We start from the raw sequence: 24,452 nt of genomic DNA on the forward strand, positions 1-24,452 counted from the left end.
TTATTGCTCCACGCCGTCGGGGGCGGCCTGCGAGTGGGTGTCCGGGGTCACGGCCGGCTTGGCGTCGGGCTTGATCCACCAGGTCTGGATGCCGACGTCGTACTTGGGCGAGACGCTCGGGTGGCCTATGTGATCCCAATAGGCCACGCGCCAGGTCTTGATGTGCCAGTTGGGAATCACGTAGTAGCCCCATTGCAGCACCCGGTCGAGGGCGCGGGCATGGGCCACCAGGCTCTTGCGCGAGTCGGCGTTGATCAGGTCTTCCACCAGGGCGTCGATGGTCGGGTCCTTGAGGCCGATGAAGTTGCGGCTGCCGGGGTTGTCGGCGCTGGAGGACTTCCAGTATTCGCGCTGCTCGTTGCCCGGCGAACTCGATTGCGGGAAGCCGCCGACCACCATGTCGAAGTCCCGCGAGCGCAGGCGGTTGATGTACTGGGAAACGTCGACCCGGCGGATCACCAGGTCGATCCCCAGGTCCGCGAGGTTGCGCTTGAACGGCAGCAGCACGCGCTCGAACTCGGTCTGGGCCAGCAGGAACTCGATCACCACCGGCTTGCCCTGGGCGTCGACCATCTTGTCGTCGACGATGCGCCAGCCGGCTTCCTGCAGCAGCTGGTAGGCATGGCGCTGCTGGGCGCGGATCATGCCGCTGCCATCGCACACCGAGGGCTGGAAGGCTTCAGTGAAGACCTGGTCGGGGATCTTGCCGCGCAGCGGTTCGAGAATCTGCAGTTCGTCGGCGTCGGGCAAGCCGGTGGCGGCCATTTCCGAGTTCTCGAAGTAGCTGCGGGTGCGGGTGTAGGCGCCGTTGAACAGTTGCTTGTTGGTCCATTCGAAGTCCAGCAGCAGGCTCAGGGCCTTGCGCACTCGCACATCCTGGAACAGCGGGCGGCGGATGTTGTAGACGAAGCCCTGCATGCCGGTGGGGTTGCCGTTGGGGATCTGTTCCTTGATCAGCCGGCCTTCGGCTACGGCCGGGATGTTGTAGGCGTTAGCCCAGTTTTTCGCGCTGGTCTCCAGCCAGTAGTCGAACTGGCCGGCCTTGAGGGCTTCCAGGGCCACGGTGTTGTCGCGGTAATAGTCGGTGGCCATGACGTCGAAGTTGAACTGGCCGCGGTTGATCGGCAGGTCCTTGCCCCAGTAATCCTTGACCCGCTCATAACGCACCGAGCGTCCGGCCTTGACCTCGACCACCTTGTACGGGCCGCTGCCGAGGGGGATTTCCAGGTTGCCCTTGGAAAAGTCGCGGTGTTCCCACCAGTGCTTGGGCAGTATCGATAGCTGCCCGAGAATCAGCGGCAGCTCGCGATTGTTGGTGTGCTTGAACTTGAACAGCACCTTGAGCGGGTCTTCGGCGATCACGTCCTCGACGTCGGCGTAGTAGCCGCGGTACATCGGCGCGCCGGCCTGCATCAGGGTCTGGAAGCTGAACACCACGTCTTCGGCGCGGATCGGATGGCCGTCGTGGAAGCGCGCCTCGGGGCGCAGGTAGAAACGCACCCAGCTGTTGTCCGGGGCTTTCTCGATCTGTCCGGCAATCAGGCCGTACTCGGTGAAGGGTTCGTCCAGGCTCTGGCGCATCAGGGTGTCGTAGATCAGGCCGATATTGTCCGCCGGCACGCCTTTGTTGATGAACGGGTTGAGGCTGTCGAAGCCGCCGAAGCCGGACTCGCGGAAGGTGCCGCCCTTGGGCGCGTCCGGGTTGACGTAGGCGAAGTGCTTGAAGTTCGCCGGGTACTTCGGCGGTTCGTTGTACAGGGTCAGGGCGTGTTGCGGGGCGGCCTGGGCGAGGCAGGCGATCCCCGTCAGCAGCACGCCGCCGGCCCACGGGAGCAGGGCACGCAGGGGCATCATTGGGCTTTCTCCAGAGACTTCAGCCACCAGGCGCTCAGGCCCAGTTGGTAGGGCGGCGTGGTGACGAAGGCGAACCGGTTGCGGTACGCCAGGCGATGATAGTTGAGGTACCAGTTGGGGATGATGTAGTGCTGCCACAGCAGCACCCGATCCAGGGCCCGACCGGCGGCCAGTTGCTCGTCGCGGCTCTGCGCGGCGAGCAGGCGTTCCAGCAGGTGATCGACGATGGGATTGTCGATGCCCGCATAGTTCTTGCTGCCCTTGACCCCGACCTGGCTGGAGTGGAAGTACTGCCATTGCTCCAGGCCCGGGCTCAGGGTCTGGTTCAGGGTCATGAGGATCATGTCGAAATCGAACTGGTCCAGGCGCTGCTTGTACTGCGCCCGGTCCACGGTGCGCAGGCGCGCGTCGATGCCGATGCTGGCCAGGTTCTCGACGTAGGGCTGGAGGATCCGTTCCAGGTTCGGGTTGACCAGCAGCAGCTCGAAGCGCAGCGGCTGCCCGTTGCTGTCGAGCAGGCGCTGGCCGTTGAGCTTCCAGCCAGCTTCGGCGAGCAGGCCCAGGGCCCGGCGCAGGGTCGCCCGCGGGATGCCGCGGCCGTCGGTCTGCGGCAGGCTGAAGGGCTGGGTGAACAGGCTGGCGGGCAACTGCTCGCGGTAGGGCGAGAGCAGCAGCCATTCATGGCCGACCGGCAGGCCCGTGGCGGAGAACTCGCTGTTGGGGTAGTAGCTGGTCGCGCGCTTGTAGGCGCCGCTGAACAGGGTGCGGTTGGTCCACTCGAAATCGAACATCAGGCCCAGGGCTTCGCGCACCTTGCGCTCGGCGAAGATCGCCCGGCGGCTGTTCATGAACAGGCCCTGGGTCTGGGTCGGGATCTGGTGCGCCACCTGGGCCTTGATGATGTCGCCGCGATTGACCGCGGGAAAGTTGTAGCCGTTGGCCCAGTTCTTCGCCTGGTGTTCGATGTAGATGTCGAACTCGCCGGCCTTGAAGGCTTCGAAGGCGACGTCGCTGTCGCGGTAGAACTCCACCGCGACCTTGTTGAAATTGTTGAAGCCGCGATTGACCGGCAGGTCCTTGCCCCAGTAGTCCTTGACCCGCTCGAACAGCAGCGAGCGCCCCGGTTGCACCCGGGTGATGCGGTAGGGGCCGCTGCCCAGAGGCGGCTCGAAGGTGGTGGCCTTGAAGTCGCGATCTTTCCAATAGTGCTGCGGCAGCACCGGCAGTTCGCCCAGGCGCAGGATCAGCAGCGGGTTGCCGGAGCGCTTGAAGACAAAGCGAATGCGTTGCGGGCCGAGGATGTCCATCCGCTGCACTTCCTGCAGGTTGGTGCGGTATTGCGGGTGGCCTTCCTTGAGCAACAGCCGATAGGAAAACGCCACATCGTAGGCGGTGATCGGCTGGCCATCGTGGAAGCGCGCCTCGGGGCGCAGGTTGAACACCACCCAGCTGCGGTCTTCGCTGTATTCGACGGAGCGGGCGATCAGGCCGTAGCTGGAAGTCGGCTCGTCGCCGGACGGCGCGTACTGGCCGGTGCCGACCATCAGCGGCTCGTTCAGCTCGTTGACCCCGTATTGCAGGAAGTTGGGCGTGGAAACCGGGCTGCTGCCCTTGAAGGTGTAGGGGTTGAGGGTGTCGAAGGTGCCAAACGCCATGACCCGCAAGGTCCCGCCTTTGGGCGCGGCGGGATTGACCCAGTCGAAATGGGTGAACTTGGCGGGGTACTTGAGCGTGCCGAACTGCGCGTAACCATGACTTTCAGTGATCGTTGCGCTTGCGGGAAAGCTCAAGGCCAGACTGATTAGGGACAGGAGGAGGGGACGCATCAAGTCAGAGATCCGATCCAGGCGGCTTGGGCTTTGTGCTCCGTACAGTAACAGCTTGTATCGACAGGAAAAAGGCCGCCCCGGGCTGGTCACGACATTTGCTTGTCGCCGCTGGATACAGCGCAATCCGTAGCCGGTGCCGCAGGCTGCGAACGACCGGTACGGTCGCGGCGATCTTGCTGGCGCAGGAGGGCCTGCGCCAGGAGCTGCAGATCAGTGAGGCAGGTAGACGGTCAGCATCTGGCCTGGCTTGAGGGCCTGGCCGGCGCGGGGATTCCAGCGCTTGAGGTGCTGCATCTCGACGTTGAAGCGCTTGGCCACCATATACAGCGAATCGCCTTGCTTGACCTTGTACTGGGTCGACTTCTTGTCGGCGCGGGCGACCAGAGTCTTCTTGCCGGAAGTCTTGGCGCTGGTCTTGCTGCTGCCCTTGGCTTTGCGGGTGTCCTGCATGACCAGGGTCTGGCCGACCTTGAGCTGCTTGCCGCTGAGTTTGTTCCAGCGTTGCAGGTCCTTGACGTCGACCTTGTTGGCCTTGGCGATCTGCGACAGGTTATCGCCACGCTTGACCCGATAGTTGCGCTTGGCCTGGGCCATTTCGCGACTGTCGGCACCCTCGAACACCGGCTTGAACGAACGCTGGCTGATCAGCTCTTCGGGTTTCATGGTCGACAGGCTGGCGCTCAGCAGTTGCGCCTTGGACGTCGGCACCAGCAGATGCTGGGGACCGTCGATGGTGGTGCGCTGCTTGAAGGCCGGGTTGAGCTGGAACAGCTCGTCTTCGTCGATATTGGCCACCGCGGCGACCTTGGACAGGTCCATGCGCTGGTTGATCTCGACGACCTGGAAGTAGGGTTCGTTGGCGATCGGGTTCAGGTTCACGCCATAGGCTTCCGGCGCCAGCACCACCTGGGACAGGGCCAGCAGCTTGGGCACGTAGGCCTGGGTTTCCGACGGCAGCGGCAGGTTCCAGTAGTCGGTGGGCAGGCCGAGCTTCTCGTTGCGCTCGATGGCGCGGCTGACCGTGCCTTCGCCAGCGTTGTAGGCCGCCAGGGCCAGCAGCCAGTCGCCGTTGAACATGTCGTGCAGGCGGGTCAGGTAATCCATGGCCGCGGTGGTCGAGGCGGTGATATCGCGACGGCCATCGTAGAAGCGGGTCTGGCGCAGGTTGAAGGAACGACCCGTGGACGGGATGAACTGCCAGAGGCCCACCGCGTCGGCCCGGGAATAGGCCATCGGGTTGTAGGCGCTCTCGATCACCGGCAGCAGGGCCAGCTCCAGCGGCATGTTGCGTTCTTCAAGGCGTTCGACGATGTAGTGGATATAGAGGCTGCCGCGTTCGCTGGCATTCTCGAGAAACGAGGGGTTGCTGGCGAACCACAGGCGCTGCTGTTCGATGCGCGGGTTGACGCCGATGCCTTCCTGCAACTGGAAACCTTCGCGCATGCGCGCCCAGACGTCCTGGGGCAATTGCGGGCTGGGTTTTTCATTCAGCCAGATGGGTTTCTGCTTGATGCGGGCGTTGAAATTCTGGGTGTGCGAAGCGTCGGTTTGCGGGACGTGGCTCGTGCTTTGGCAGCCCGCCAGGGTGGCGGACACAGCCACCGCGATGGCTTGAGCCAACCGCGTCAATGCGTCTGAATTGATGGATTTACGAATAGATGACGACATTGGCTGGAAGTAAGTTCCGGGCAAAAATGTCGGGCGATTCTAGAAAGCGCACCCGGTGCGGTCAACCATTCAGAATTTTCGTACCAACCCGCAACCTGCTTAGAACTTATCTTTCCAAGCCCGCAAGGCAGCAAAAACCGCACTCTGGGCCCGGTTATCGAGGCCATTCCGTTCGTCCGCTTTTTGTTTAACGGATGTTTCACCGGTACGCAGGAAAGGATTGGTGAGCTTTTCCAGGGCCAGGGTGGAGGGCAGGGTCATGCGGCCGTTTTCCCGCAGTTCGCTGACTTTGCGCAGGCGCTCGGCGATGTCCGGGTTATCCGGTTCCACCGCCTGGGCAAAACGCAGGTTGCTCAAGGTGTATTCGTGAGTGCAGTACACCAGGGTGTCCGCGGGCAACGCGGCCAGGCGGCTCAGCGAATGGTGCATCTGCTCCGGCGTGCCCTCGAACAGGCGCCCGCAACCGGCGGCGAACAGGGTGTCGCCGCAAAACAGCAGGCCGTGATGGTAGTAGGCAATATGCCCCAGGGTGTGCCCGGGCACCGCGTAGACGTCGAAGTCCCAGCCAAGGATGCGGGCCCGATCGTTGTCGTTCAGGGCCACGTCGCGCCCCGGGATGTTTTCGTTGGCCGGGCCCCAGACCTTGGCGCCGCTGGTTTTTTTCAGCTGTTCGACACCGCCGACATGGTCGTGGTGGTGATGGGTCACCAGGATATCGCTCAGCACCCAGCCCGGATGCTCGGCGAGCCAGGCCTGCACCGGTGCGGCGTCACCCGGGTCGACCACTGCGCAACGCTGATGGCTGTGGTCCTGTAACAACCAGATGTAGTTATCGGTGAACGCGGGCAGGGCACTGATCTGTATCATCGTTGGAGTCGCCAAGCGGAAAACATTGGCGCATCTTAGAACTTCTTGGCGGGTTGGAGAATGCAATGACCGATAAAGCGTTCGCTCAGGCCGATCCTGACTGGCTGGCCCTGATCAGTGCCGCCCGTGAGTGGCTGTCCGGGCCACTGGGGCAATTTCTGCTGGATGAAGAACGGCGCATGCTCGACGACGAGCTGGGGCGCTTCTTCGGCGGCTACCTGGTGCATTACGGCCCGTCGGCGCAAACCCCGCCGGCGGCGCCCCAGGTGCAGCGCAATGTCCGCCTGGGCGCGCCGCTGCCCGGTGTCGAGATCGTCTGCGAGGAGCAGGCCTGGCCGCTCAGCGAGCATGCTGCCGATGTGGTGGTGCTGCAGCACGGCCTGGATTTCTGCCTGTCGCCCCACGGCCTGCTGCGCGAAGCCGCCAGCGCCGTGCGACCGGGCGGGCATCTGTTGATCGTCGGTATCAATCCCTGGAGCAGCTGGGGCCTGCGGCATGCGTTCGCCCATGACGCCTTGCGCAAGGCGCGCTGCATTTCCCCGTCGCGGGTCGCCGACTGGTTGAACCTGCTGGGCTTCGCGCTGGAGAAACGCCGCTTCGGGTGCTATCGTCCGCCGCTTGCCTCGGCGGCCTGGCAGGCTCGGTTGGCCGGCTGGGAGCGCAAGGCCGGGGACTGGCAACTGTCCGGCGGCGGCTTCTACCTGCTGGTGGCGCGCAAGATAGTGGTCGGCCTGCGCCCGGTGCGCCAGGTACGCCGCGAGCCGATGGGCAAGCTGGTGCCGCTGCCGATGGCCAAGGTCAACCGCCGGCACAGCGAACCCCCTCTTTAATTCAGCCGGGCCGAACCTGCCCGGCTTGGGCGTTGTCGATCGACGATCGGCAAGCCACAGGTATTTTCGATTGGAAGTCTGGCATGAGCGATAGCGTAGAAATCTTCACCGACGGCGCCTGCAAGGGCAATCCTGGCCCGGGAGGCTGGGGCGCACTGCTGGTGTTCAAGGGCGTGGAGAAGGAACTCTGGGGTGGCGAGGCCAACACCACCAACAACCGCATGGAGCTGATGGCGGCGATCCGCGGTCTGGAAGAGCTCAAGCGCGAGTGCCAGGTGGTGCTGGTCACCGACTCGCAGTACGTGATGAAAGGCATCAACGAGTGGATGGCCAACTGGAAAAAGCGCGGCTGGAAAACCGCGGCCAAGGAACCGGTGAAAAACGCCGACCTGTGGCAGCAGCTCGATGAGCAGGTCAACCGCCATCAGGTCACCTGGAAATGGGTGCGCGGCCATACCGGCCACCACGGCAACGAACGGGCCGACCAACTGGCCAACCGCGGCGTCGACGAGGTGCGCGGTTACAAGCAGGCCTGATGCGTTGAGCTTGTAGTCAGTTGCAGCGCAGCGGCCGTTCGAGCCGCTGCTTCACTTCCCGCATCGCGCGGGGCGAATCCACCAGCACCGCGTCCATCTTCAGGCAGGCGGCCGCCTGGTAATCCTCGGCCGTATTGATCCCGATCGCCAGCATCCGCACCTTGCCCCGGGACTGGAAGCAATCCACCGCGGCGGGCGTCCACAGCCGGGCATCGACCTTGGAGCGGGCCTCGCCCAGGGTGAAGGCCTCGACCAGCTGCACCGGGCGCCGGTACTCGAAGGCCACCCAACTGTCTGGCGCCGGCGGTGCCGTGCAGCTGTGGGCCAGGGCGACGCTGGCCAGTCGATCCCGGGTGTTGTCCCGGGACTCGAACAGCCGCGCCTGCGGATAGTGCGCGAACGCCTGCTGGTAGCTGGCATCGGTGGAGTAGATCAGCACCCGGTTCCAGGCATGCAGCTGCTCCAGCACCTGGGCGACCGCCTTGGCCTGGGGCGCGGCGGGCAGGGCCTTCATGTCGAGAATGACTGGCACCGAGCCGGGGATCGCCGCCAGCGCCTGCTGCAATGAGGGGATGGTCGCCGCCTGGGAGCGATAGGGAAAGGTCACCTGGCCATCGGCCGCGGTCTGCTTGAAGTTCCAGCCGGCATTCAGTGTTTGCAACTGCGCCAGGGTTTTCTCGCTGACCGCGCCGGACGCCGGGGTATTGGCACTCAGGTCCGCCGGTCGATACAGCACCGGCACGCCGTCGCGGCTCAGTTGCACCGTCAGCCAGAGCATGTCGACGCCGTTGCGCAGGGCGTTGTCGATGGCCAGCAGGGTGTTCTCGGGAAAGTCCGCGGCGCCGGCGCGATGGGCGACGATCAACGGTCGTGGCCCGGCGTCGCTGTCGGTTGCCGGAAGGGAAGAACAGCCACTGATGAAGGCCGAGGCCAGCAGCAGTGGGAGCATCTGTCGAGTCTCGAGCATGGGAGGGCGGTTTCCTGGAAATGAGCGCAAGGCCGGGGGCCAGCCCCCGCCCGCCTGAGTGGGCCGTACGGTAGCGCAATGACCTCGCTCAGTTAAAGAAACGCGTAATGCGCGGGGTGAATTAGTGATCCTGTTCCGGGACGGTCAAAGGGTAAGGATGGCGCTGGCCAGTTGCAGGTCGGAGTATCGTGGGTTGCCGAGTGTCTGGCGAATGTGCCGCATGGCCGCTTCCAGCTGGGCGCCGCGGATCTCGCCAGCGCTGGCGACAAAGGCCGCGGCATCGGTCCTGGCGGCGAGCACGAGTTTGTCGTCCTTGAAGGAGCTGGTGGCTTTCGAACTGCCTTCGGTTGTGCTCAAGGCCAGGCTCATGGTGATGTCGGTGCTGATCACCAGGCTGGTGGCCTGGCCGATGTCGGCGAACAGGCAGGCGCAGAGCAGCAAGGTCAGGCGGGTTTTGCAGGGGGTCATAACAGGGCGAGGTCCGTTGAAAATATCGTCGGGCACCCTAACAAGCCGCCACGCGGCGAACTGCATGAGCTTTGCGAATGATTGTTAAAAACTGCGCACGCCGGGGCCAGGCGAATCCGCCATGCGTGCCATGCCGCGAGAGCGTGCTAAAATCCCGCGCCTTGAAAGACTTCCACCGTTGAGAACTGACCCCTGATGGCCAACAGATCTGTTGTACTCGATACCGAAACCACCGGCATGCCGGTGACCGACGGCCACCGGATCATTGAAATCGGTTGCGTCGAGTTGATGGGACGGCGCCTGACCGGTCGGCATTTCCACGTCTACCTGCAACCGGATCGCGAGAGCGACGAGGGCGCGATCGGCGTCCACGGCATCACCAACGAGTTCCTGGTGGGCAAGCCGCGCTTCGCCGAAGTCGCCGACGAGTTCTTCGAGTTCATCCAGGGCGCGCAGCTGATCATCCACAACGCGGCGTTCGACGTTGGCTTCATCAACAACGAATTCGCCCTGATGGGCCAGCACGACCGCGCCGACATCACCCAGCACTGCACCATCCTCGACACCCTGTTGATGGCCCGGGAACGCCACCCCGGCCAGCGCAACAGCCTCGATGCCTTGTGCAAGCGCTATGACGTCGACAACTCCGGCCGTGAACTGCACGGCGCCTTGCTCGACTCGGAGATTCTCGCCGACGTCTACCTGACCATGACCGGCGGCCAGACCAGCCTGTCCCTGGCCGGCAACGCCTCGGACGGCAACGGCAGCGAAGGTTCGGGCAACAGTGCCAGCGAAATCCGGCGTCTGTCGGCGGATCGCCAGCGCGGGCGGATCATTCGCGCCAGCGAAGCCGAACTGGCCGAGCACCAGGTGCGTCTCGAGATCATCGCCAAATCCGCCGGTGCCCCGGCGCTCTGGACCCAGCTGGCCGAAGCCAAGGCCCAGCAGCAGTAGTTGTTCGTGGGCGACCTTTTGTTACAGGAGGTCGTTGACGGGGTTCCGCGCCGGCCCCCGAGCTTCTACCCTGAGGTGATTGGCGGACCCTTGTCCGCCGCCTCAGGATGCCTGGTGCCATGTACAAAGACCTGAAATTCCCCGTTCTTATCGTGCATCGCGACATCAAGGCCGACACCGTCGCCGGCGACCGGGTGCGGGGGATCGCCAGGGAACTGGAGCAGGAAGGCTTCAGCATCTTTTCCGCGGTGGACTACGCCGAAGGGCGGCTGGTGGCCTCGACCCACCACGGTCTGGCCTGCATGCTGATCGCCGCCGAAGGCGCCGGGGAAAACACCCACTTGCTGCAGAACATGGTGGAGCTGATCCGCCTGGCCCGGGTGCGCGCGCCGAACCTGCCGATCTTCGCCCTGGGCGAACAGGTGACCCTGGAAAACGCCCCGGCCGACGCCATGAGCGAGCTCAATCAGCTGCGCGGCATTCTTTACCTGTTCGAAGACACCGTACCGTTCCTGGCGCGCCAGGTGGCGCGGGCGGCGCGCAATTACCTCGATGGCCTGTTGCCGCCATTTTTCAAGGCGCTGGTGCAACATACGGCGGACTCCAACTATTCCTGGCACACCCCGGGGCACGGCGGTGGCGTGGCCTATCGCAAAAGCCCGGTGGGCCAGGCGTTCCACCAGTTCTTCGGCGAAAACACCCTGCGTTCGGACCTGTCGGTGTCGGTCCCGGAGCTGGGTTCGCTGCTCGATCACACCGGGCCCCTGGCGGAAGCCGAGGCGCGGGCGGCGCGCAATTTCGGCGCCGACCACACCTTCTTCGTGATCAACGGCACCTCGACCGCCAACAAGATCGTCTGGCACTCCATGGTCGGTCGCGATGACCTGGTGCTGGTGGATCGCAACTGCCACAAGTCGGTGCTGCACTCGATCATCATGACCGGCGCCATCCCGCTGTTCCTCTGCCCGGAGCGCAACGAACTGGGGATCATCGGCCCGATCCCCCTGAGCGAATTCAGCCGCGAGTCGATCCAGGCCAAGATCGACGCCAACCCGCTGACCCAGGGGCGGCCGCCCAAGGTCAAGCTGGCGGTGGTCACCAACTCGACCTACGACGGCCTTTGCTACAACGCCGAGCTGATCAAGCAGAGCCTGGGCAACAGCGTCGAGGTGCTGCATTTCGACGAGGCCTGGTACGCCTACGCGGCCTTCCATGAGTTCTTCGAGGGGCGTTACGGCATGGGCACCTCGCGCAGCGCCGACAGCCCGCTGGTGTTCACCACCCATTCCACCCACAAGCTGCTGGCGGCCTTCAGCCAGGCCTCGATGATCCATGTGCAGGACGGCGGCGCCCGGCAGCTGGACCGCGACCGCTTCAACGAAGCCTTCATGATGCACATCTCCACCTCGCCGCAGTACAGCATCATCGCCTCGCTGGACGTGGCCTCGGCGATGATGGAGGGGCCGGCGGGGCGCTCGCTGCTGCAGGAAATGTTCGACGAGGCCCTGAGCTTCCGCCGGGCCCTGGCCAACCTGCGCCAGCACATCGCCGCCGACGACTGGTGGTTTTCCATCTGGCAACCGGAGCGGGTGGAAGGCATCGACCGGGTCAGCACCGCGGACTGGCTGCTGGAGCCGGAAGGCGAGTGGCACGGGTTCGCCGGGGTGACCGACGACTATGTGCTGCTGGACCCGATCAAGGTCACCCTGGTGATGCCCGGGCTTACCGCCGGCGGTGCCCTGAGCGAGCGCGGGATCCCGGCGGCGGTGGTCAGCAAGTTTCTCTGGGAACGCGGGCTGGTGGTGGAAAAAACCGGCCTGTATTCGTTCCTGGTGCTGTTTTCCATGGGCATCACCAAAGGCAAGTGGAGCACCCTGCTGACCGAGTTGCTGGAGTTCAAGCGCAACTACGACGCCAACGTCAGCCTCGCCGCCTGCCTGCCGAGCATCGCCCAGCAGGACATGGCGCGCTACCAGGGCATGGGCCTGCGCGATCTGTGCGATCAGTTGCATGCCTGCTACCGCAGCAATGCCACGGCCAAGCACCTCAAGCGCATGTACACCGTGCTGCCGGAGGTGGCGATGAAGCCTGCCGACGCCTACGATCAGTTGGTGCGGGGCGAGGTCGAGGCGGTGTCCATCGATGCCCTCGCCGGGCGGGTGGCGGCGGTGATGCTGGTGCCATACCCGCCGGGTATTCCCCTGATCATGCCGGGCGAGCGCTTCACCGAGTCGACCCGCTCGATCATCGATTACCTGGCTTTCGCCCGTACGTTCGATAGCAGCTTTCCCGGCTTTGTCGCGGATGTGCATGGATTGCAGCATGAAGACGAAGGCAATGGGCGGCAGTACACCGTCGATTGCATCAAGGTTTGAGGACGTTTCCCGCTATGCAGCCAATGATCAATCCCAAGTACCCCGGCCTGTCGGTGCGCGTTGCCGACGACGGTTTCGCCGCGTATGTCTGGGGCAGCGATTTCAGCTTCGAAGTCAGCGCCTATGCCCAGGCACAGAGCGGGCAGGTGGTGGCCAAGTGGCCGTTGCACCCCATCACCCCGTACCGCAAGTGCTACGGCATCGACCCCGAAGAGTTCAGCAGCTATCGCGATGCCGCGGACAGCGCGGTGTTCATGGCCTACCTGGATGACGAACCGGTCGGCCATGTGGTGGTCAGCACCAACTGGAACGGTTACGCCCATATCGACGAGCTGGCGGTGCATGCGCCGGCGCGGCGCCACGGGGTGGCCAAGGCCCTGCTGGATGTGGCGCAGTTCTGGAGCCGCAAGAAAAAACTGCCGGGCATCATGCTCGAGACCCAGAACAACAACCTGGGGGCCTGCCGCTTGTACGAGCGCTGCGGTTATGTGGTGGGCGGCATCGATCACCTGCGTTACCGCGGGATCGATCCGACCACGGCCGAGGTGGCGATTTTCTGGTATCGGCTGTTCAACGACGAGCTGGCACGGCAAGCCGGGACCTAGCCGGCCAGCATCCCTTCAGCCTTTTCCGTGAGAGTTTCCAGCAGCGCCTCCAGAGTTGGCGAGGATGGACTGCCGCCGCGGGTCAGGGCATAGAGGGTGACCGGGATCGGTGGCGACAGCGGGCAGACGTCCAGCCCGCCCTCACGCGCCCCGAGGGCGGTGAAGGGGTCGACAATCGCCAGGCCTTCGCCGGCCTCGACCATGCTGCGCATCATCTGGTGGGTTTGCACTCGGGTGTGGATGGTCGGGCTCGGGCGCAGGTTCTGCAGCTTGCTGTCCAGGGCCACGCTCAGCGGGTCCTGGCCTTCGAGGCCGACCATGGCCTGGCCCGCCAGGTCCTGCAGGGAAATGTACTTCTGCTTCGGTTGCAGCCAGCCGTGGGGCGCCAGCAATTGCAGCTTGCCCTGGGCCAGGGCCACGCACTGGATATCGGGGTGATCGGGGTTGTGCAGGCTCAGGCCCAGGTCGCCTTCGCGCAGCAACAGGCTCTTGACCATGTCGCGGGTGGCCTGGCTGGCGAGGTGGCACGGGGTGTCGGGAAAGCGCCGGCGCAGGGCGGCGATGCTCTGCGGCAACAGTTGCTGGGCCAGGGGCGGGGTGCCGATGATGCGCAAGGGCGGCGCCTGGTATTGCTTCAGGCTGTCGGCCAGGCGTTGCACGGGTTCGAAGGCGTCATACAGGGTGGCGATCGCCGGCTGTAGCTCGCGGGCCTCGCGGGTGGCTTGCAGGCGTCCGCGAACACTGGCGAAGAGCATGAAGCCCGATTGGCTTTCGGCGTCGCGCAGGATCGTTTCCACCTCGGCCACCGGCAATTGCAGCAGCTCGGCGGCCGTGCCCAGGTGTCCGGTTTGCAGGAGCGCCTGAATCACTTCGATATGACGTAAACGCATGCTTGAAGTCCATGTCCAGCCGGTGGGGGATTCACACTGAATCCTAACCCATGTCCGCGCCTATGACTTCTGCTCATAACGGTACGTTATGAAGGAAGGATGGTCTCGGGTTCGCGAATGAGGGTGATGCCCGATTGCACGAGGAGAAACTGGTTGTCGTCCATTTTGTTGACGCGATCGCCAATGGCCAGGCGATAGGTGGTGACAGGCTCCGAGCCGGCGATGCCCTCTGGCGAGGGGGTGGATTCCTGGAACTCATGCACCGAATAGACACGGCCTTCCGCGTCCCTTGCATGAAATTGTCCGACGAGTACTGCTGCCATCTTTAGAGCCTCTGGAGATAAAACACTCAATTTGCGGTCCTGTAGACCGTGCCTGGGCGAACTAAGTTTAGCGGCGGAAAAAAAATAGTCCGCGGCCCTGATTGCAGTTGGCGTACAGCAGCGTGAAGCCTGGAAAAGCTCACGGAACTTCCTTTGACGGGTGGCTGTGGGCGGGGTGGATCATCTATAACTACCAGCCTCCTCAACCAGAAGTCGGGAATTCGCTATGAGCAACGTCTACACGATTGCAGTGCTGGTGGGCAGCCTGAGAAAGGCCTCGATCAACCGGAAAGTGGCGCTGGCCCTGGCGGAACTGGCGCCGGTCAACCTGCGGCTGAAGATTGTCGAGATCGGCGATCTGCCGCTTTACAACGAAGACATCGATGTGGATCCACCGGCAGCCTACAGGACTTTCCGTGAACAGGTGAGTGCAGCCGACGCCGTGCTGTTCGTCACTCCGGAATACAACCGCTCGGTTCCCGCGCCGATGAAAAACGCCATCGACGTGGGGTCGCGCCCCTACGGCAAGAGCGCCTGGAGCGGCAAGCCGGGGGCAGTGATCAGCGCATCCCCGGGCGCCATCGGCGGTTTTGGCGCCAACCATCATCTGCGCCAGTCCCTGGTGTTCCTCAATGTGCCATGCATGCAGCAGCCGGAAGCCTACCTGAGCGGCGCCGGTTCGGCCTTCGACGAGGCGGGCAAGCTGTCCGAGTCGGTCAAGCCGTTCCTGCAGAACTTCATCAATGCCTACGCCCAGTGGGTCGAGCAGCATAAAAAGCTCTGATCCTGCTACCGCGGGAGCCGGCCGACCGGCTCCCGCGGGTGATGGATATTCCGCTTGCCATGGTAAAAGCGCTTTACCGCATATCTGAATATTCATATATTCGCCGCTCCCAATGCCTGGAGTGGCCCTGGTGTCCGACTCTCTCAATCCCGCCGAGCTGTTCAAGGCGCTTGCCGACGAAACCCGCAGCCGCATCGCCTTGCTCGTGACCCGCGAAGGCGAGTTGTGTGTCTGCGAGCTGACCGCCGCCCTGGGCCAGAGCCAGCCGAAGATCTCCCGGCACCTGGCGCTGTTGCGCAGTTGCGGCCTGCTGGCCGACCGCCGCCAGGGGCAATGGATCTATTACCGGTTGCACCCGCAGTTGGCCCCCTGGGTGACCACACTGCTGCAGGACACGCTGCAGGCCAACAGCCCCTGGCTGCAGGCTGACCTGCAACGCCTGCAGACCATGATCGATCGCCCTGTGCGCTGCTGCTGAATTCTCATCACCTTCACTTTTCCTGCTCAAGGCTGCCCGGCATGCTGACTGCTTCATTGATTTTCCTGCTGACCATTACCCTGGTGATCTGGCAGCCCAAGGGCCTCGGCGTGGGCTGGAGCGCGGTGTTCGGCGCGGTGCTGGCGTTGCTGTTCGGGGTGGTGCAGCTGACGGATATCCCGGTGGTCTGGCAGATCATCTGGAACGCCACCGGCACCTTCGTCGCCTTGATCATCATCAGCCTGCTGCTCGACGAGGCCGGGTTTTTCGCCTGGGCCGCCTTGCATGTCGCGCGCTGGGGGCAGGGCAGCGGACGCAGGCTGTTTGCCTTCATGGTGTTGCTGGGGGCGCTGGTGTCGGCGCTGTTCGCCAACGACGGGGCGGCGCTGATTCTCACGCCGATCGTGATTTCCATGCTGCTGGCGTTGCGCTTCTCCCGGGCCGCGACCCTGGCGTTCGTCATGGGCGCCGGGTTTATCGCCGATACCGCGAGCCTGCCGCTGGTGGTGTCGAACCTGGTGAACATCGTTTCCGCGGACTTCTTCAACATCGGCTTCAACCAGTACGCCGCGGTGATGCTGCCGGTGAACCTGGTCAGCGTGGCGGCGACCCTGGCGGTGTTGCTGTGGTTCTTCCGCCGCGATATTCCACAGGCCTACGACCCCGAAGAGCTGGCACAGCCGGCCAGCGCGATCCACGACAAGGCCACCTTTATCGCCGGCTGGTGGGTGCTGATCATCCTGCTGCTGGGGTGTTTTGCCCTGGAACCGCTGGGTATTCCCATCAGCGCGATTTCGGCGGTGTGCGCGGCCCTGCTGCTGGGCATCGCGGCCAGGGGCCACAAGATTTCCACCCGCAAAGTACTCAAGGAAGCGCCGTGGCAGATCGTGATTTTCTCCCTCGGCATGTACCTGGTGGTGTATGGCCTGCGTAATGCCGGGCTGACCACGCACCTGGCCGGCTGGCTCGACCGCTTCGCCGACTACGGCATCTGGGGCGCGGCCATGGGCACCGGGCTGCTGACCGCGGTCTTGTCATCGATCATGAACAACCTGCCGACGGTGTTGATCGGCGCGCTGTCCATCGACGCCAGCCAGGCCAGCGGCCTGGTCAAGGACGCGATGATCTACGCCAACGTGATCGGCAGCGACCTGGGGCCGAAGATCACCCCGATCGGCAGCCTGGCCACCTTGCTCTGGCTGCATGTGCTGGAGCGCAAGAACATTCATATCGGCTGGGGCCGCTACTTCAAGGTCGGCATCGTGCTGACCCTGCCGGTGTTGCTGGTGACCCTGGCGGCGCTGGCCGTGCGCTTGTCGGTGATGTGAGGGGACTGACGTTCTGAGGGCGGCTCAACCCGTCCCCGGCACATTCGGCCAGAGGTCCGCCACCAGAAACAGGCGTTCGGCTTCTTCCCAATCGCCGGCGCGGTTTTCCGTCAGGCGCACCAGCAATTGCGCCGGAGCGTGCGGGTCGAGTTCCTCCAGCCAGGCTTGCAGCCGTGGAGCGCTCCAGGTTTGTTCCGCCGGGTAGGACGCTGGCGCCAGCCAGGCCTGGCGCGGCAAGGGTTGCCAGCGCCCGGGCGGGCTTTGATCGATAAAGGCCGGCCAGTCGCGCTGATGCAGCCAACGCCCGCGCAGGTGCTGCGGGTGGGCGCCGCGGGGCGGTTGCGTGGTGCCGGGCCAGGGGTAGAGCAGGTAGCCGCCGAGCCACAGGTGGGCGCTGAAGTCCTGGATATCCATGGCCGCCAGCACCTCCAGGCTGTCGGCCCGGGCGGAGATCGGCAGCTGGTGTTCGTTCAGGTGCGCCAGCTTGCGGTCCAGGCGGTCGTGGCAGCCGGGGCCCAGCCATAACGCGGTGTCCGCGCCGTTGCCCGATTGCGGGCCGAGGTAGAGCTTGATCGCCAGTTCCAGGTGGTGGATGCCGTCGCGGTCGCGCAGCAGCATGTCCAGTTCGCCCAGGGTGTGGCCGGCGCGGCGGATCGGCAGGTTGGCCGCCAGCAGCTCGACACCGGGCGCGTGCTGTACGGCAAATTGCCACAGGCGTTCGTAGTAGAGCCCCAGGCGCTTGGTCGGCCCGAGGGCCAGCCAGCGGCGCAGGGCACGGCCGTCCTGGTCCAGCTGGCGCAGCCAGTGCGCCAGCAGCTGCGGCGCCTGCACCCAGTCGCTGCCGGCCAGTGGATGGCGCTGCGGCCAGGGGGTCTCGTCGAGCATCGGCGGCGCGAGGATGACCCAGGCCAGGTCGCGCACTTCGGGGTGGCGCAACTGGCGGGGGAGGTCGAGCAAGCCGGGAAACAGGATCATTCTGCGAGCATAGCGCCTAACGTCGAGGCTGAAAGGATTTTGTCTATGGCCGGCTTTCGCCCATAATCTCTGCTTTGCCCGTCCCAGAACCCCTGCAGGAGCCCCATGGAGCAATTTCGCAATATCGGCATTATCGGTCGCCTGGGCAGTTCGCAGGTGCTGGACACAGTTCGCCGACTGAAAAAGTTTCTGCTCGCCCGCCACCTGCATGTGATCCTCGAAGACACCATCGCCGAAGTCCTGCCCGGCCACGGCCTGCAGACCTCCTCGCGCAAGCTGCTGGGCGAAGTCTGCGACATGGTGATCGTGGTCGGCGGCGACGGCAGCCTGCTGGGCGCGGCCCGTGCCCTGGCGCGCCACAACATTCCGGTGCTGGGGATCAACCGCGGCAGCCTGGGCTTCCTCACCGACATTCGTCCGGACGAGCTGGAAGTCAAGGTCGCCGAGGTCCTCGATGGCCACTACCTGGTGGAAAACCGCTTCCTGCTGCAGGCCGAAGTACGGCGCCACGCCGAAGCCATCGGCCAGGGCGATGCGCTCAACGATGTGGTACTGCACCCGGGCAAGTCGACGCGGATGATCGAGTTCGAGATCTACATCGACGGCCAGTTCGTCTGCAGCCAGAAGGCCGACGGCCTGATCGTCGCCACGCCGACCGGCTCCACCGCCTACGCCTTGTCCGCCGGCGGGCCGATCATGCATCCCAAGCTCGACGCCATTGTGATTGTGCCGATGTACCCCCATACCTTGTCGGGAAGGCCGATCGTGGTCGATGGCAACAGCGAGCTGAAAATCGTCGTGTCCAAGGATATGCAGATCTACCCGCAGGTTTCCTGCGACGGGCAGAACCATTTCACCTGTGCCCCCGGTGACACCATCACCGTCAGCAAGAAGGCCCAGAAACTGCGCCTGATCCACCCGCTGGACCACAACTATTACGAGGTCTGCCGGACCAAGCTCGGCTGGGGCAGTCGACTGGGTGGTGGAGGCGACTGATGCTCGATCCCGCGCGTAGCTACGACCTGATCGGTGACGTGCACGGTTGCGCCCTGACCCTTGAGCACCTGCTGGACAAGCTCGGTTATCGCAAGCAGGGCGGCGTCTGGCGGCATTCGTCGCGCATGGCGGTGTTCCTCGGCGACATCATCGACCGCGGCCCACGGATCCGCGAAGCCTTGCACATCGTCCACGACATGGTCGAGGCCGGCCAGGCGCTGTGCGTCATGGGTAACCATGAGTTCAACGCCCTGGGCTGGGTCACCCCGGCACCGCCCGGCGGCGGCAGGCACTTCGTGCGCGAACACACGCCGCGCCACGCCCGCCTGATCAACGAGACCCTGGCGCAATTCGAGCAGTACCCCAACGACTGGCACGATTTCCTCGCCTGGTTCTACAAGATGCCGCTGTTCGTCGACGCCGGGCGTTTTCGCGTGGTGCATGCCTGTTGGGACGCCGGCCTGATCGAGCCGCTGCGGGCGCAATACCCCGATGGCTGCATCGACGAGCACTTCCTCCAGGCCTCGGCGATCCCCGGCAGTTTCGCCAATAACGTGTTCGACCGCCTGCTGCGCGGCACCGACATGCGCCTGCCCCATGGCTTGACCATGACCAGCGGCGATGGCCTGACCCGTTCGTTCTTCCGCACCAAGTTCTGGGAAGACGACCCGCAGACCTACGGCGACATCGTGTTCCAGCCTGATGCGCTGCCCGAGCCGGTGGCCCGCACGCCGCTGTCCTCGGCGGAGAAAAACAACCTGCTGCGCTACGGCGTCGATGAGCCGCTGCTGTTCGTCGGCCATTACTGGCGCAGCGGCAAACCGGCGCCGATTCGCTCGAACCTGGCCTGCCTGGATTACAGCGCGGTGCTCTACGGCAAACTGGTGGCTTATCGCCTGGACCAGGAAACCCGCCTGGACCCGGATAAATTCGTCTGGGTCTATGTCGAGCGGCCGGAGGAGTCCTTGCCATGAGTGCTGTTGCAGTATTGCGTCTGCCGTTGAATGTGGACCTGAGTGGCTTCGTCAAACTGTTGCAACGCATGCAGGTGCCGCACCGGGTCAGCGAGGAAGCGGGGGAGCAGGTGCTCTGGGTGCCGGACGCCATCAGCGAGGATGTGCGTTCGTTGTACGAGCGGTTTCCGGCGGGCGACCCCGAGCAGCAACTGGACATCCCCGAGGCCGGCGCCGCCATGCGTCGCCCGGGGTTCGTCGAGCAACTGCGCCGTAGCCCGGCCACCGCGCTGATCCTGCTGCTGAGCCTGATCGTCGGGGCCCTGACCCTGCTCGGCGAAAACCTCGGCACCCTGCGCTGGCTGACCTTCCTGGAATTTCGCGTGGTCGGCGACTACGTCCAGTTCACGCCCCTGGCCGACAGCCTGGCGGCGGGGCAGTGGTGGCGCCTGGTCACGCCGATGCTGATCCACTTCGGCTTCCTGCACATCGCCATGAACGGCATGTGGTACTGGGAGCTGGGGCGGCGCATCGAACAGCGCCAGGGCAGCATCAACCTGCTGGGCCTGACGCTGCTGTTCAGCCTGGTGTCGAACTACGCGCAATACCTGTTCAGCGGGCCGAGCCTGTTCGGCGGCTTGTCCGGCGTGCTGTACGGCCTGCTCGGGCATTGCTGGATCTATCAGTTGCTGTCGCCCAACCCGGCCTATCGCCTGCCTCGCGGAGTCCTGGCGATGATGCTGGTGTGGTTGCTGATCTGTCTGTCGGGGCTGATCTCGGTGATCGGCTTCGGTGAAATCGCCAACGCCGCCCACGTCGGCGGGTTGCTCGTCGGATGCCTCACAGGTTTGTTGGGCGGCTTGTACAGTCGCCGTAAACTGGCCCTCTAATGCTGGAGACCGCTTATGTCGTCGTTTGTTGAAATGATTGAAAACATCACCCCGGACATCTACCAGAGCCTGAAACTGGCGGTAGAGATCGGCAAATGGTCCGATGGCCGCAAGCTCACCGCCGAGCAGCGCGAGCTGTCCCTGCAGGCGATGATCGCCTGGGAAATGCAGAACCTGCCCGAAGAGCAGCGCACCGGCTACATGGGCCCGCAAGAGTGTGCGTCGAAGTCGATCGAAGTGCCGAACATCCTGTTCAAGTCGGATGCCATCCATTGATCGAGATCGGCCGTGGCTCCATCAGTAAAATGTCGGCGCGCCTGGACGGGGCGGACGTGCAGTATGCCTTTCGCCTTGGCGACACCGAGGTGCCGGTCAATCCATTGATCGGCAGCACCGTGCGCCTGGAATACCTGGGGGCGATCCACTGCACCCATTGCGGGCGCAAGACCAAGACCAGCTTCAGCCAGGGTTACTGCTACCCGTGCATGACCAAGCTGGCCCAGTGCGATATCTGCATCATGAGCCCGGAACGCTGCCACTACGACGCCGGTACCTGCCGCGAGCCGTCCTGGGGCGAACGGTTCTGCATGACCGACCACGTGGTGTACCTGGCCAACTCGTCGGGGATCAAGGTCGGCATCACCCGCGCCACCCAGTTGCCGACCCGCTGGCTCGACCAGGGCGCCAGCCAGGCGCTGCCGATCATGCGCGTGGCGACCCGCCAGCAGTCCGGTTTCGTCGAGGACCTGTTCCGCACCCAGGTGGCCGACAAGACCAACTGGCGCGCCTTGCTCAAGGGCGACGCCGAGGCGGTGGACCTGGCGCAAGTGCGCGACCAGTTGTTCGCTTCCTGCGCCGAGGGCCTGCGCGCCTTGCAGGAACGCTTCGGCCTGCAGGCGATCCAACCGGTCAGCGATGTCGAGCCGATCGAGATCCGCTACCCGGTCAAGCAGTACCCGGCCAAGATCGTCAGCTTCAACCTGGACAAGAACCCGATTGCCGAAGGCACGCTGCTGGGGATCAAGGGCCAATACCTGATCTTCGATACCGGCGTGATCAATATTCGTAAATACACGGCCTACCAGCTCGCCGTGCATCAGTAGAAGGATTCGCCGCATGCGCACCGAACAACCGAAGATGATTTACCTGAAGGACTATCAGGCGCCCGAGTACCTGATCGACGAAACGCACCTGACCTTCGAGTTGTTCGAGGACCACAGCCTGGTCCATGCGCAACTGGTGATGCGCCGCAACCCGGCGCATGGCGCCGGCCTGCCGCCGCTGGTGCTCGACGGCCAGCAGCTGGAGCTGCTGTCGGTGTCCCTGGGCGATCGCGAGCTGACGGCCGCGGATTACCAGCTGAGCGCCAGCCACCTGACCCTGCAGCCGACCAGCGAATCCTTCACCGTCGACACCAGCGTCAAGATCCACCCGGAAAGCAACACCGCCCTGGAAGGCCTGTACAAGTCCGGCGGCATGTTCTGCACCCAGTGCGAGGCCGAGGGCTTTCGCAAGATCACCTACTACCTCGACCGCCCGGATGTGATGAGCAAGTTCACCACCACCGTGGTGGCCGAGCAGCACAGCTACCCGGTGCTGTTGTCCAACGGCAACCCGATCGCCAGCGGGCCGGGCGAAGACGGCCGGCACTGGGCGACCTGGGAAGACCCGTTCATGAAGCCGGCCTACCTGTTCGCCCTGGTGGCGGGCGATTTGTGGTGCGTCGAGGACAGCTTCACCACCATGAACCAGCGTGAAGTCGCGCTGCGCATCTACGTCGAGCCGGAAAACATCGACAAGTGCCAGCACGCCATGACCAGCCTGAAGAAGTCCATGCGCTGGGACGAACAGACCTACGGCCGTGAGTACGACCTGGACATCTTCATGATCGTCGCGGTCAACGACTTCAACATGGGCGCCATGGAGAACAAGGGCCTCAACATCTTCAACTCCAGCGCCGTGCTGGCCCGCGCCGAAACCGCCACCGACGCCGCGCACCAGCGGGTCGAGGCGATCGTCGCCCACGAATACTTCCACAACTGGTCGGGCAACCGCGTGACCTGCCGCGACTGGTTCCAGCTGTCGCTCAAGGAAGGCTTCACGGTATTTCGCGATGCCGGCTTCTCCTCGGACATGAACTCGCGCACGGTCAAGCGCATCCAGGACGTGGCCTACCTGCGCACCCACCAGTTCGCCGAAGACGCCGGCCCCATGGCCCACGCCGTGCGCCCGGAAAGCTTTATCGAGATCTCCAACTTCTACACCCTGACCGTGTACGAGAAGGGTTCGGAAGTGGTCGGCATGATCCGCACCCTGGTGGGCGCCGAAGGCTTCCGCAAGGGCAGCGACCTGTACTTCGAACGCCACGACGGCCAGGCCGTGACCTGCGACGATTTCGTCAAGGCCATGGAAGACGCCAACGGCATCGACCTGGGCCAGTTCAAGCGCTGGTACAGCCAGGCCGGCACCCCACGCCTGGCGGTCAGCGAGGCCTATGACGCGGCGGCGAAGACCTACAGCCTGACCTTCCGCCAGAGCTGCCCGCAAACCCCGGACAAGGTGGAAAAACTGCCGTTCGTGATTCCGGTCGAGCTGGGCCTGCTGGACTCCCAGGGCGCGGCCATTGCCCTGCGCCTGGCTGGCGAAGCCGCCGCGCAAGGCACTTCGCGGGTGATCTCGGTGACCGAAGCCGAGCAGACCTTCACCTTCGTCGACATCGCCGAACAGCCATTGCCGTCCTTGCTCCGCGGTTTCTCGGCGCCGGTGAAGCTGAGCTTCCCGTACAACCGCGACCAGCTGATGTTCCTCATGCAGCACGACAGCGACGGTTTCAACCGTTGGGACGCCGGCCAGCAACTGGCGGTGCAGGTGCTGCAAGACCTGATTGCCCAGCATCAGCAGGGCCAGGCGCTGGTGCTGGACCAGCGTCTGGTCACCGCGCTGGCTACGCTGCTGGCCGATGACAGCCTGGACCAGGCCATGGTCGCGGAAATGCTTTCGCTGCCGGGCGAGGCCTACCTGACCGAAATCAGCGAAGTGGCGGATGTCGAGGCCATTCACGCGGCGCGCGAGTTCGCTCGCCAGCAATTGGCCGATAGCCTGTTCGACGCGCTGTGGAAGCGTTACCAGGACAATCGCGAGGTCTCCCGGAGTACCGACTATGTGGCCGAGTCCGCGCACTTCGCTCGCCGCGCCCTGCAAAACATCGCGCTGTCGTACCTGATGCTCACCGAGAAACCGCAAGTGCTGGCGGCCGCCATCGAACAGTTCGACGCCGCCGACAACATGACCGAGCGCCTGACCGCGCTGGCGGTGCTGGTCAACTCGCCGTTCGAGTCCGAGAAGGCCAAGGCCCTGGCGGTGTTCGCCGAGCACTTCAAGGACAACGCCCTGGTCATGGACCAGTGGTTCAGCGTCCAGGCCGGCAGCACGCTGCCGGGCGGGCTGGAGCGGGTCAAGGCCCTGATGCAGCACCCGGCGTTCAACATCAAGAACCCGAACAAGGTGCGCGCGCTGATCGGCGCCTTCGCTGGCCAGAACCTGATCAACTTCCACGCCGCGGACGGCTCCGGCTATCGCTTCCTGGCCGACCTGGTGATCCAGCTCAACGGCTTCAACCCGCAGATCGCCTCGCGGCAACTGGCGCCGCTGACCCGCTGGCGCAAATACGACAGCGCCCGCCAGGCGCTGATGAAAAGCGAGCTGGAACGCATCCGCGCTTCCGGCGAGCTGTCCAGCGATGTCTTTGAGGTCGTGAGCAAAAGCCTCGCCTGACCCCGGGCTTGGGCCTATGTAGGCTCGACAGCTGTAGCCGCTGCCGAGCCTGCGAGGCTGCGAAAAGCCCCGCAGGGGCTTGCCTGACGATCTCCCGTCCAGCCTCTT

The 24,452-nt window shown here is 64.3% G+C and carries 23 protein-coding genes; 14 read left to right on the plus strand and 9 right to left on the minus strand.

The genetic code is table 11. From position 1 onward, the window contains the following. The 4 genes from AC3RCP_RS14480 to gloB form a co-directional block, all read right to left on the minus strand. Complete coding sequence (locus tag AC3RCP_RS14480; protein ID WP_492570152.1) at positions 1 to 1,854, minus strand: extracellular solute-binding protein; 1,854 nt, start codon at positions 1,852 to 1,854, stop codon at positions 1 to 3. Beyond that, on the minus strand, positions 1,851 to 3,680 hold the full coding sequence (locus AC3RCP_RS14485) for an extracellular solute-binding protein (protein WP_492570154.1): 1,830 nt from the start codon (positions 3,678 to 3,680) through the stop codon (positions 1,851 to 1,853). Before AC3RCP_RS14485 ends, AC3RCP_RS14480 begins: the two co-directional genes overlap by 4 nt. 213 nt (positions 3,681 to 3,893) lie before the next feature. Beyond that, positions 3,894 to 5,351: a transglycosylase SLT domain-containing protein gene (locus AC3RCP_RS14490; RefSeq protein ID WP_101337781.1), complete on the minus strand. Its 1,458-nt coding sequence runs from the start codon at positions 5,349 to 5,351 to the stop codon at positions 3,894 to 3,896. Positions 5,352 to 5,450: 99 nt separating this feature from the next. After that, the gene (gene gloB, locus AC3RCP_RS14495; protein ID WP_101337782.1) at positions 5,451 to 6,218 is read right to left on the minus strand and encodes a hydroxyacylglutathione hydrolase; all 768 of its coding nucleotides are present in this window, start codon (positions 6,216 to 6,218) and stop codon (positions 5,451 to 5,453) included. Positions 6,219 to 6,283: 65 nt separating this feature from the next. Between gloB and AC3RCP_RS14500 the strand changes: the two genes are divergently transcribed. Both AC3RCP_RS14500 and rnhA read left to right on the plus strand, forming a co-directional pair. Continuing rightward, positions 6,284 to 7,048 carry a class I SAM-dependent methyltransferase gene (locus AC3RCP_RS14500; protein WP_007920945.1) on the plus strand — a complete coding sequence of 255 codons (765 nt, stop codon included), beginning with the start codon at positions 6,284 to 6,286 and terminating at the stop codon, positions 7,046 to 7,048. 83 nt (positions 7,049 to 7,131) lie between these two features. Beyond that, the gene (gene rnhA / locus AC3RCP_RS14505; protein WP_007920943.1) at positions 7,132 to 7,584 is read left to right on the plus strand and encodes a ribonuclease HI; all 453 of its coding nucleotides are present in this window, start codon (positions 7,132 to 7,134) and stop codon (positions 7,582 to 7,584) included. Between the two features lie 16 nt (positions 7,585 to 7,600). Here the strand turns inward: rnhA and AC3RCP_RS14510 are convergent, their stop codons facing one another. After that, a complete protein-coding gene (locus AC3RCP_RS14510) occupies positions 7,601 to 8,551 on the minus strand; it encodes a glycerophosphodiester phosphodiesterase family protein (protein ID WP_492570157.1) in 951 nt (316 codons plus the stop codon). Positions 8,552 to 8,695: 144 nt separating this feature from the next. Then, positions 8,696 to 9,019 (minus strand): DUF2388 domain-containing protein, encoded by a 324-nt coding sequence (locus tag AC3RCP_RS14515; RefSeq protein WP_007920935.1) that lies wholly within the window; start codon positions 9,017 to 9,019, stop codon positions 8,696 to 8,698. Between the two features lie 195 nt (positions 9,020 to 9,214). Between AC3RCP_RS14515 and dnaQ the strand changes: the two genes are divergently transcribed. The 3 genes from dnaQ (at position 9,215) to AC3RCP_RS14530 (ending at position 12,953) form a co-directional block, all read left to right on the plus strand. Then, positions 9,215 to 9,973: a DNA polymerase III subunit epsilon gene (dnaQ, locus tag AC3RCP_RS14520; protein WP_101337784.1), complete on the plus strand. Its 759-nt coding sequence runs from the start codon at positions 9,215 to 9,217 to the stop codon at positions 9,971 to 9,973. Between the two features lie 119 nt (positions 9,974 to 10,092). Then, positions 10,093 to 12,348: an Orn/Lys/Arg family decarboxylase gene (locus AC3RCP_RS14525; protein ID WP_009043597.1), complete on the plus strand. Its 2,256-nt coding sequence runs from the start codon at positions 10,093 to 10,095 to the stop codon at positions 12,346 to 12,348. A gap of 14 nt (positions 12,349 to 12,362) precedes the next feature. Further along, positions 12,363 to 12,953: a GNAT family N-acetyltransferase gene (locus tag AC3RCP_RS14530; RefSeq protein WP_062825699.1), complete on the plus strand. Its 591-nt coding sequence runs from the start codon at positions 12,363 to 12,365 to the stop codon at positions 12,951 to 12,953. Here the strand turns inward: AC3RCP_RS14530 and AC3RCP_RS14535 are convergent. Together AC3RCP_RS14535 and AC3RCP_RS14540 are read right to left on the minus strand one after the other, a co-directional pair. Continuing rightward, entirely contained in the window at positions 12,950 to 13,843 is an 894-nt protein-coding gene (locus tag AC3RCP_RS14535) for a LysR substrate-binding domain-containing protein (RefSeq protein ID WP_007920927.1), read from the minus strand. The genes AC3RCP_RS14530 and AC3RCP_RS14535 overlap by 4 nt on opposite strands. 86 nt (positions 13,844 to 13,929) lie before the next feature. Further along, on the minus strand, positions 13,930 to 14,166 hold the full coding sequence (locus AC3RCP_RS14540) for a hypothetical protein (RefSeq protein ID WP_025809195.1): 237 nt from the start codon (positions 14,164 to 14,166) through the stop codon (positions 13,930 to 13,932). Between the two features lie 226 nt (positions 14,167 to 14,392). Here AC3RCP_RS14540 and AC3RCP_RS14545 point away from each other — a divergent pair, with 226 nt between their 5' ends. The 3 genes from AC3RCP_RS14545 (at position 14,393) to AC3RCP_RS14555 (ending at position 16,756) form a co-directional block, all read left to right on the plus strand. Then, positions 14,393 to 14,950 carry an NADPH-dependent FMN reductase gene (locus AC3RCP_RS14545; RefSeq protein WP_492570160.1) on the plus strand — a complete coding sequence of 186 codons (558 nt, stop codon included), beginning with the start codon at positions 14,393 to 14,395 and terminating at the stop codon, positions 14,948 to 14,950. 130 nt (positions 14,951 to 15,080) lie between these two features. Continuing rightward, complete coding sequence (locus AC3RCP_RS14550) at positions 15,081 to 15,428, plus strand: metalloregulator ArsR/SmtB family transcription factor (RefSeq protein WP_037033643.1); 348 nt, start codon at positions 15,081 to 15,083, stop codon at positions 15,426 to 15,428. 41 nt (positions 15,429 to 15,469) lie between these two features. Then, positions 15,470 to 16,756: an arsenic transporter gene (locus AC3RCP_RS14555; RefSeq protein ID WP_101337786.1), complete on the plus strand. Its 1,287-nt coding sequence runs from the start codon at positions 15,470 to 15,472 to the stop codon at positions 16,754 to 16,756. Positions 16,757 to 16,780: 24 nt separating this feature from the next. On the opposite strand, the gene AC3RCP_RS14560 is transcribed toward AC3RCP_RS14555, so the two are convergent. Next, on the minus strand, positions 16,781 to 17,731 hold the full coding sequence (locus AC3RCP_RS14560; protein ID WP_101337787.1) for a DUF1853 family protein: 951 nt from the start codon (positions 17,729 to 17,731) through the stop codon (positions 16,781 to 16,783). A gap of 105 nt (positions 17,732 to 17,836) precedes the next feature. On the opposite strand from AC3RCP_RS14560, the gene AC3RCP_RS14565 reads away from it, so the two are divergent. The 6 genes from AC3RCP_RS14565 to pepN are packed head-to-tail and all read left to right on the plus strand — an operon-like array spanning position 17,837 to position 24,344. Continuing rightward, positions 17,837 to 18,727 (plus strand): NAD(+) kinase, encoded by an 891-nt coding sequence (locus tag AC3RCP_RS14565; protein WP_007920913.1) that lies wholly within the window; start codon positions 17,837 to 17,839, stop codon positions 18,725 to 18,727. Beyond that, positions 18,724 to 19,701 carry a metallophosphoesterase gene (locus AC3RCP_RS14570; RefSeq protein WP_492570476.1) on the plus strand — a complete coding sequence of 326 codons (978 nt, stop codon included), beginning with the start codon at positions 18,724 to 18,726 and terminating at the stop codon, positions 19,699 to 19,701. Before AC3RCP_RS14565 ends, AC3RCP_RS14570 begins: the two co-directional genes overlap by 4 nt. Next, complete coding sequence (locus AC3RCP_RS14575) at positions 19,698 to 20,570, plus strand: rhomboid family intramembrane serine protease (RefSeq protein ID WP_492570163.1); 873 nt, start codon at positions 19,698 to 19,700, stop codon at positions 20,568 to 20,570. The genes AC3RCP_RS14570 and AC3RCP_RS14575 overlap by 4 nt, the downstream gene beginning before the upstream one ends. Before the next feature lie 15 nt (positions 20,571 to 20,585). After that, positions 20,586 to 20,846 (plus strand): YeaC family protein, encoded by a 261-nt coding sequence (locus AC3RCP_RS14580; protein WP_007920905.1) that lies wholly within the window; start codon positions 20,586 to 20,588, stop codon positions 20,844 to 20,846. After that, positions 20,843 to 21,673 carry a DUF2797 domain-containing protein gene (locus AC3RCP_RS14585; RefSeq protein ID WP_009043607.1) on the plus strand — a complete coding sequence of 277 codons (831 nt, stop codon included), beginning with the start codon at positions 20,843 to 20,845 and terminating at the stop codon, positions 21,671 to 21,673. The genes AC3RCP_RS14580 and AC3RCP_RS14585 overlap by 4 nt, the downstream gene beginning before the upstream one ends. Positions 21,674 to 21,686: 13 nt before the next feature. Next, on the plus strand, positions 21,687 to 24,344 hold the full coding sequence (gene pepN, locus AC3RCP_RS14590; protein ID WP_492570165.1) for an aminopeptidase N: 2,658 nt from the start codon (positions 21,687 to 21,689) through the stop codon (positions 24,342 to 24,344). Positions 24,345 to 24,452 lie beyond the last annotated feature (108 nt).

The sequence above is a fragment of the Pseudomonas sp. GW822-FHT05A08 genome, assembly GCF_058800485.1.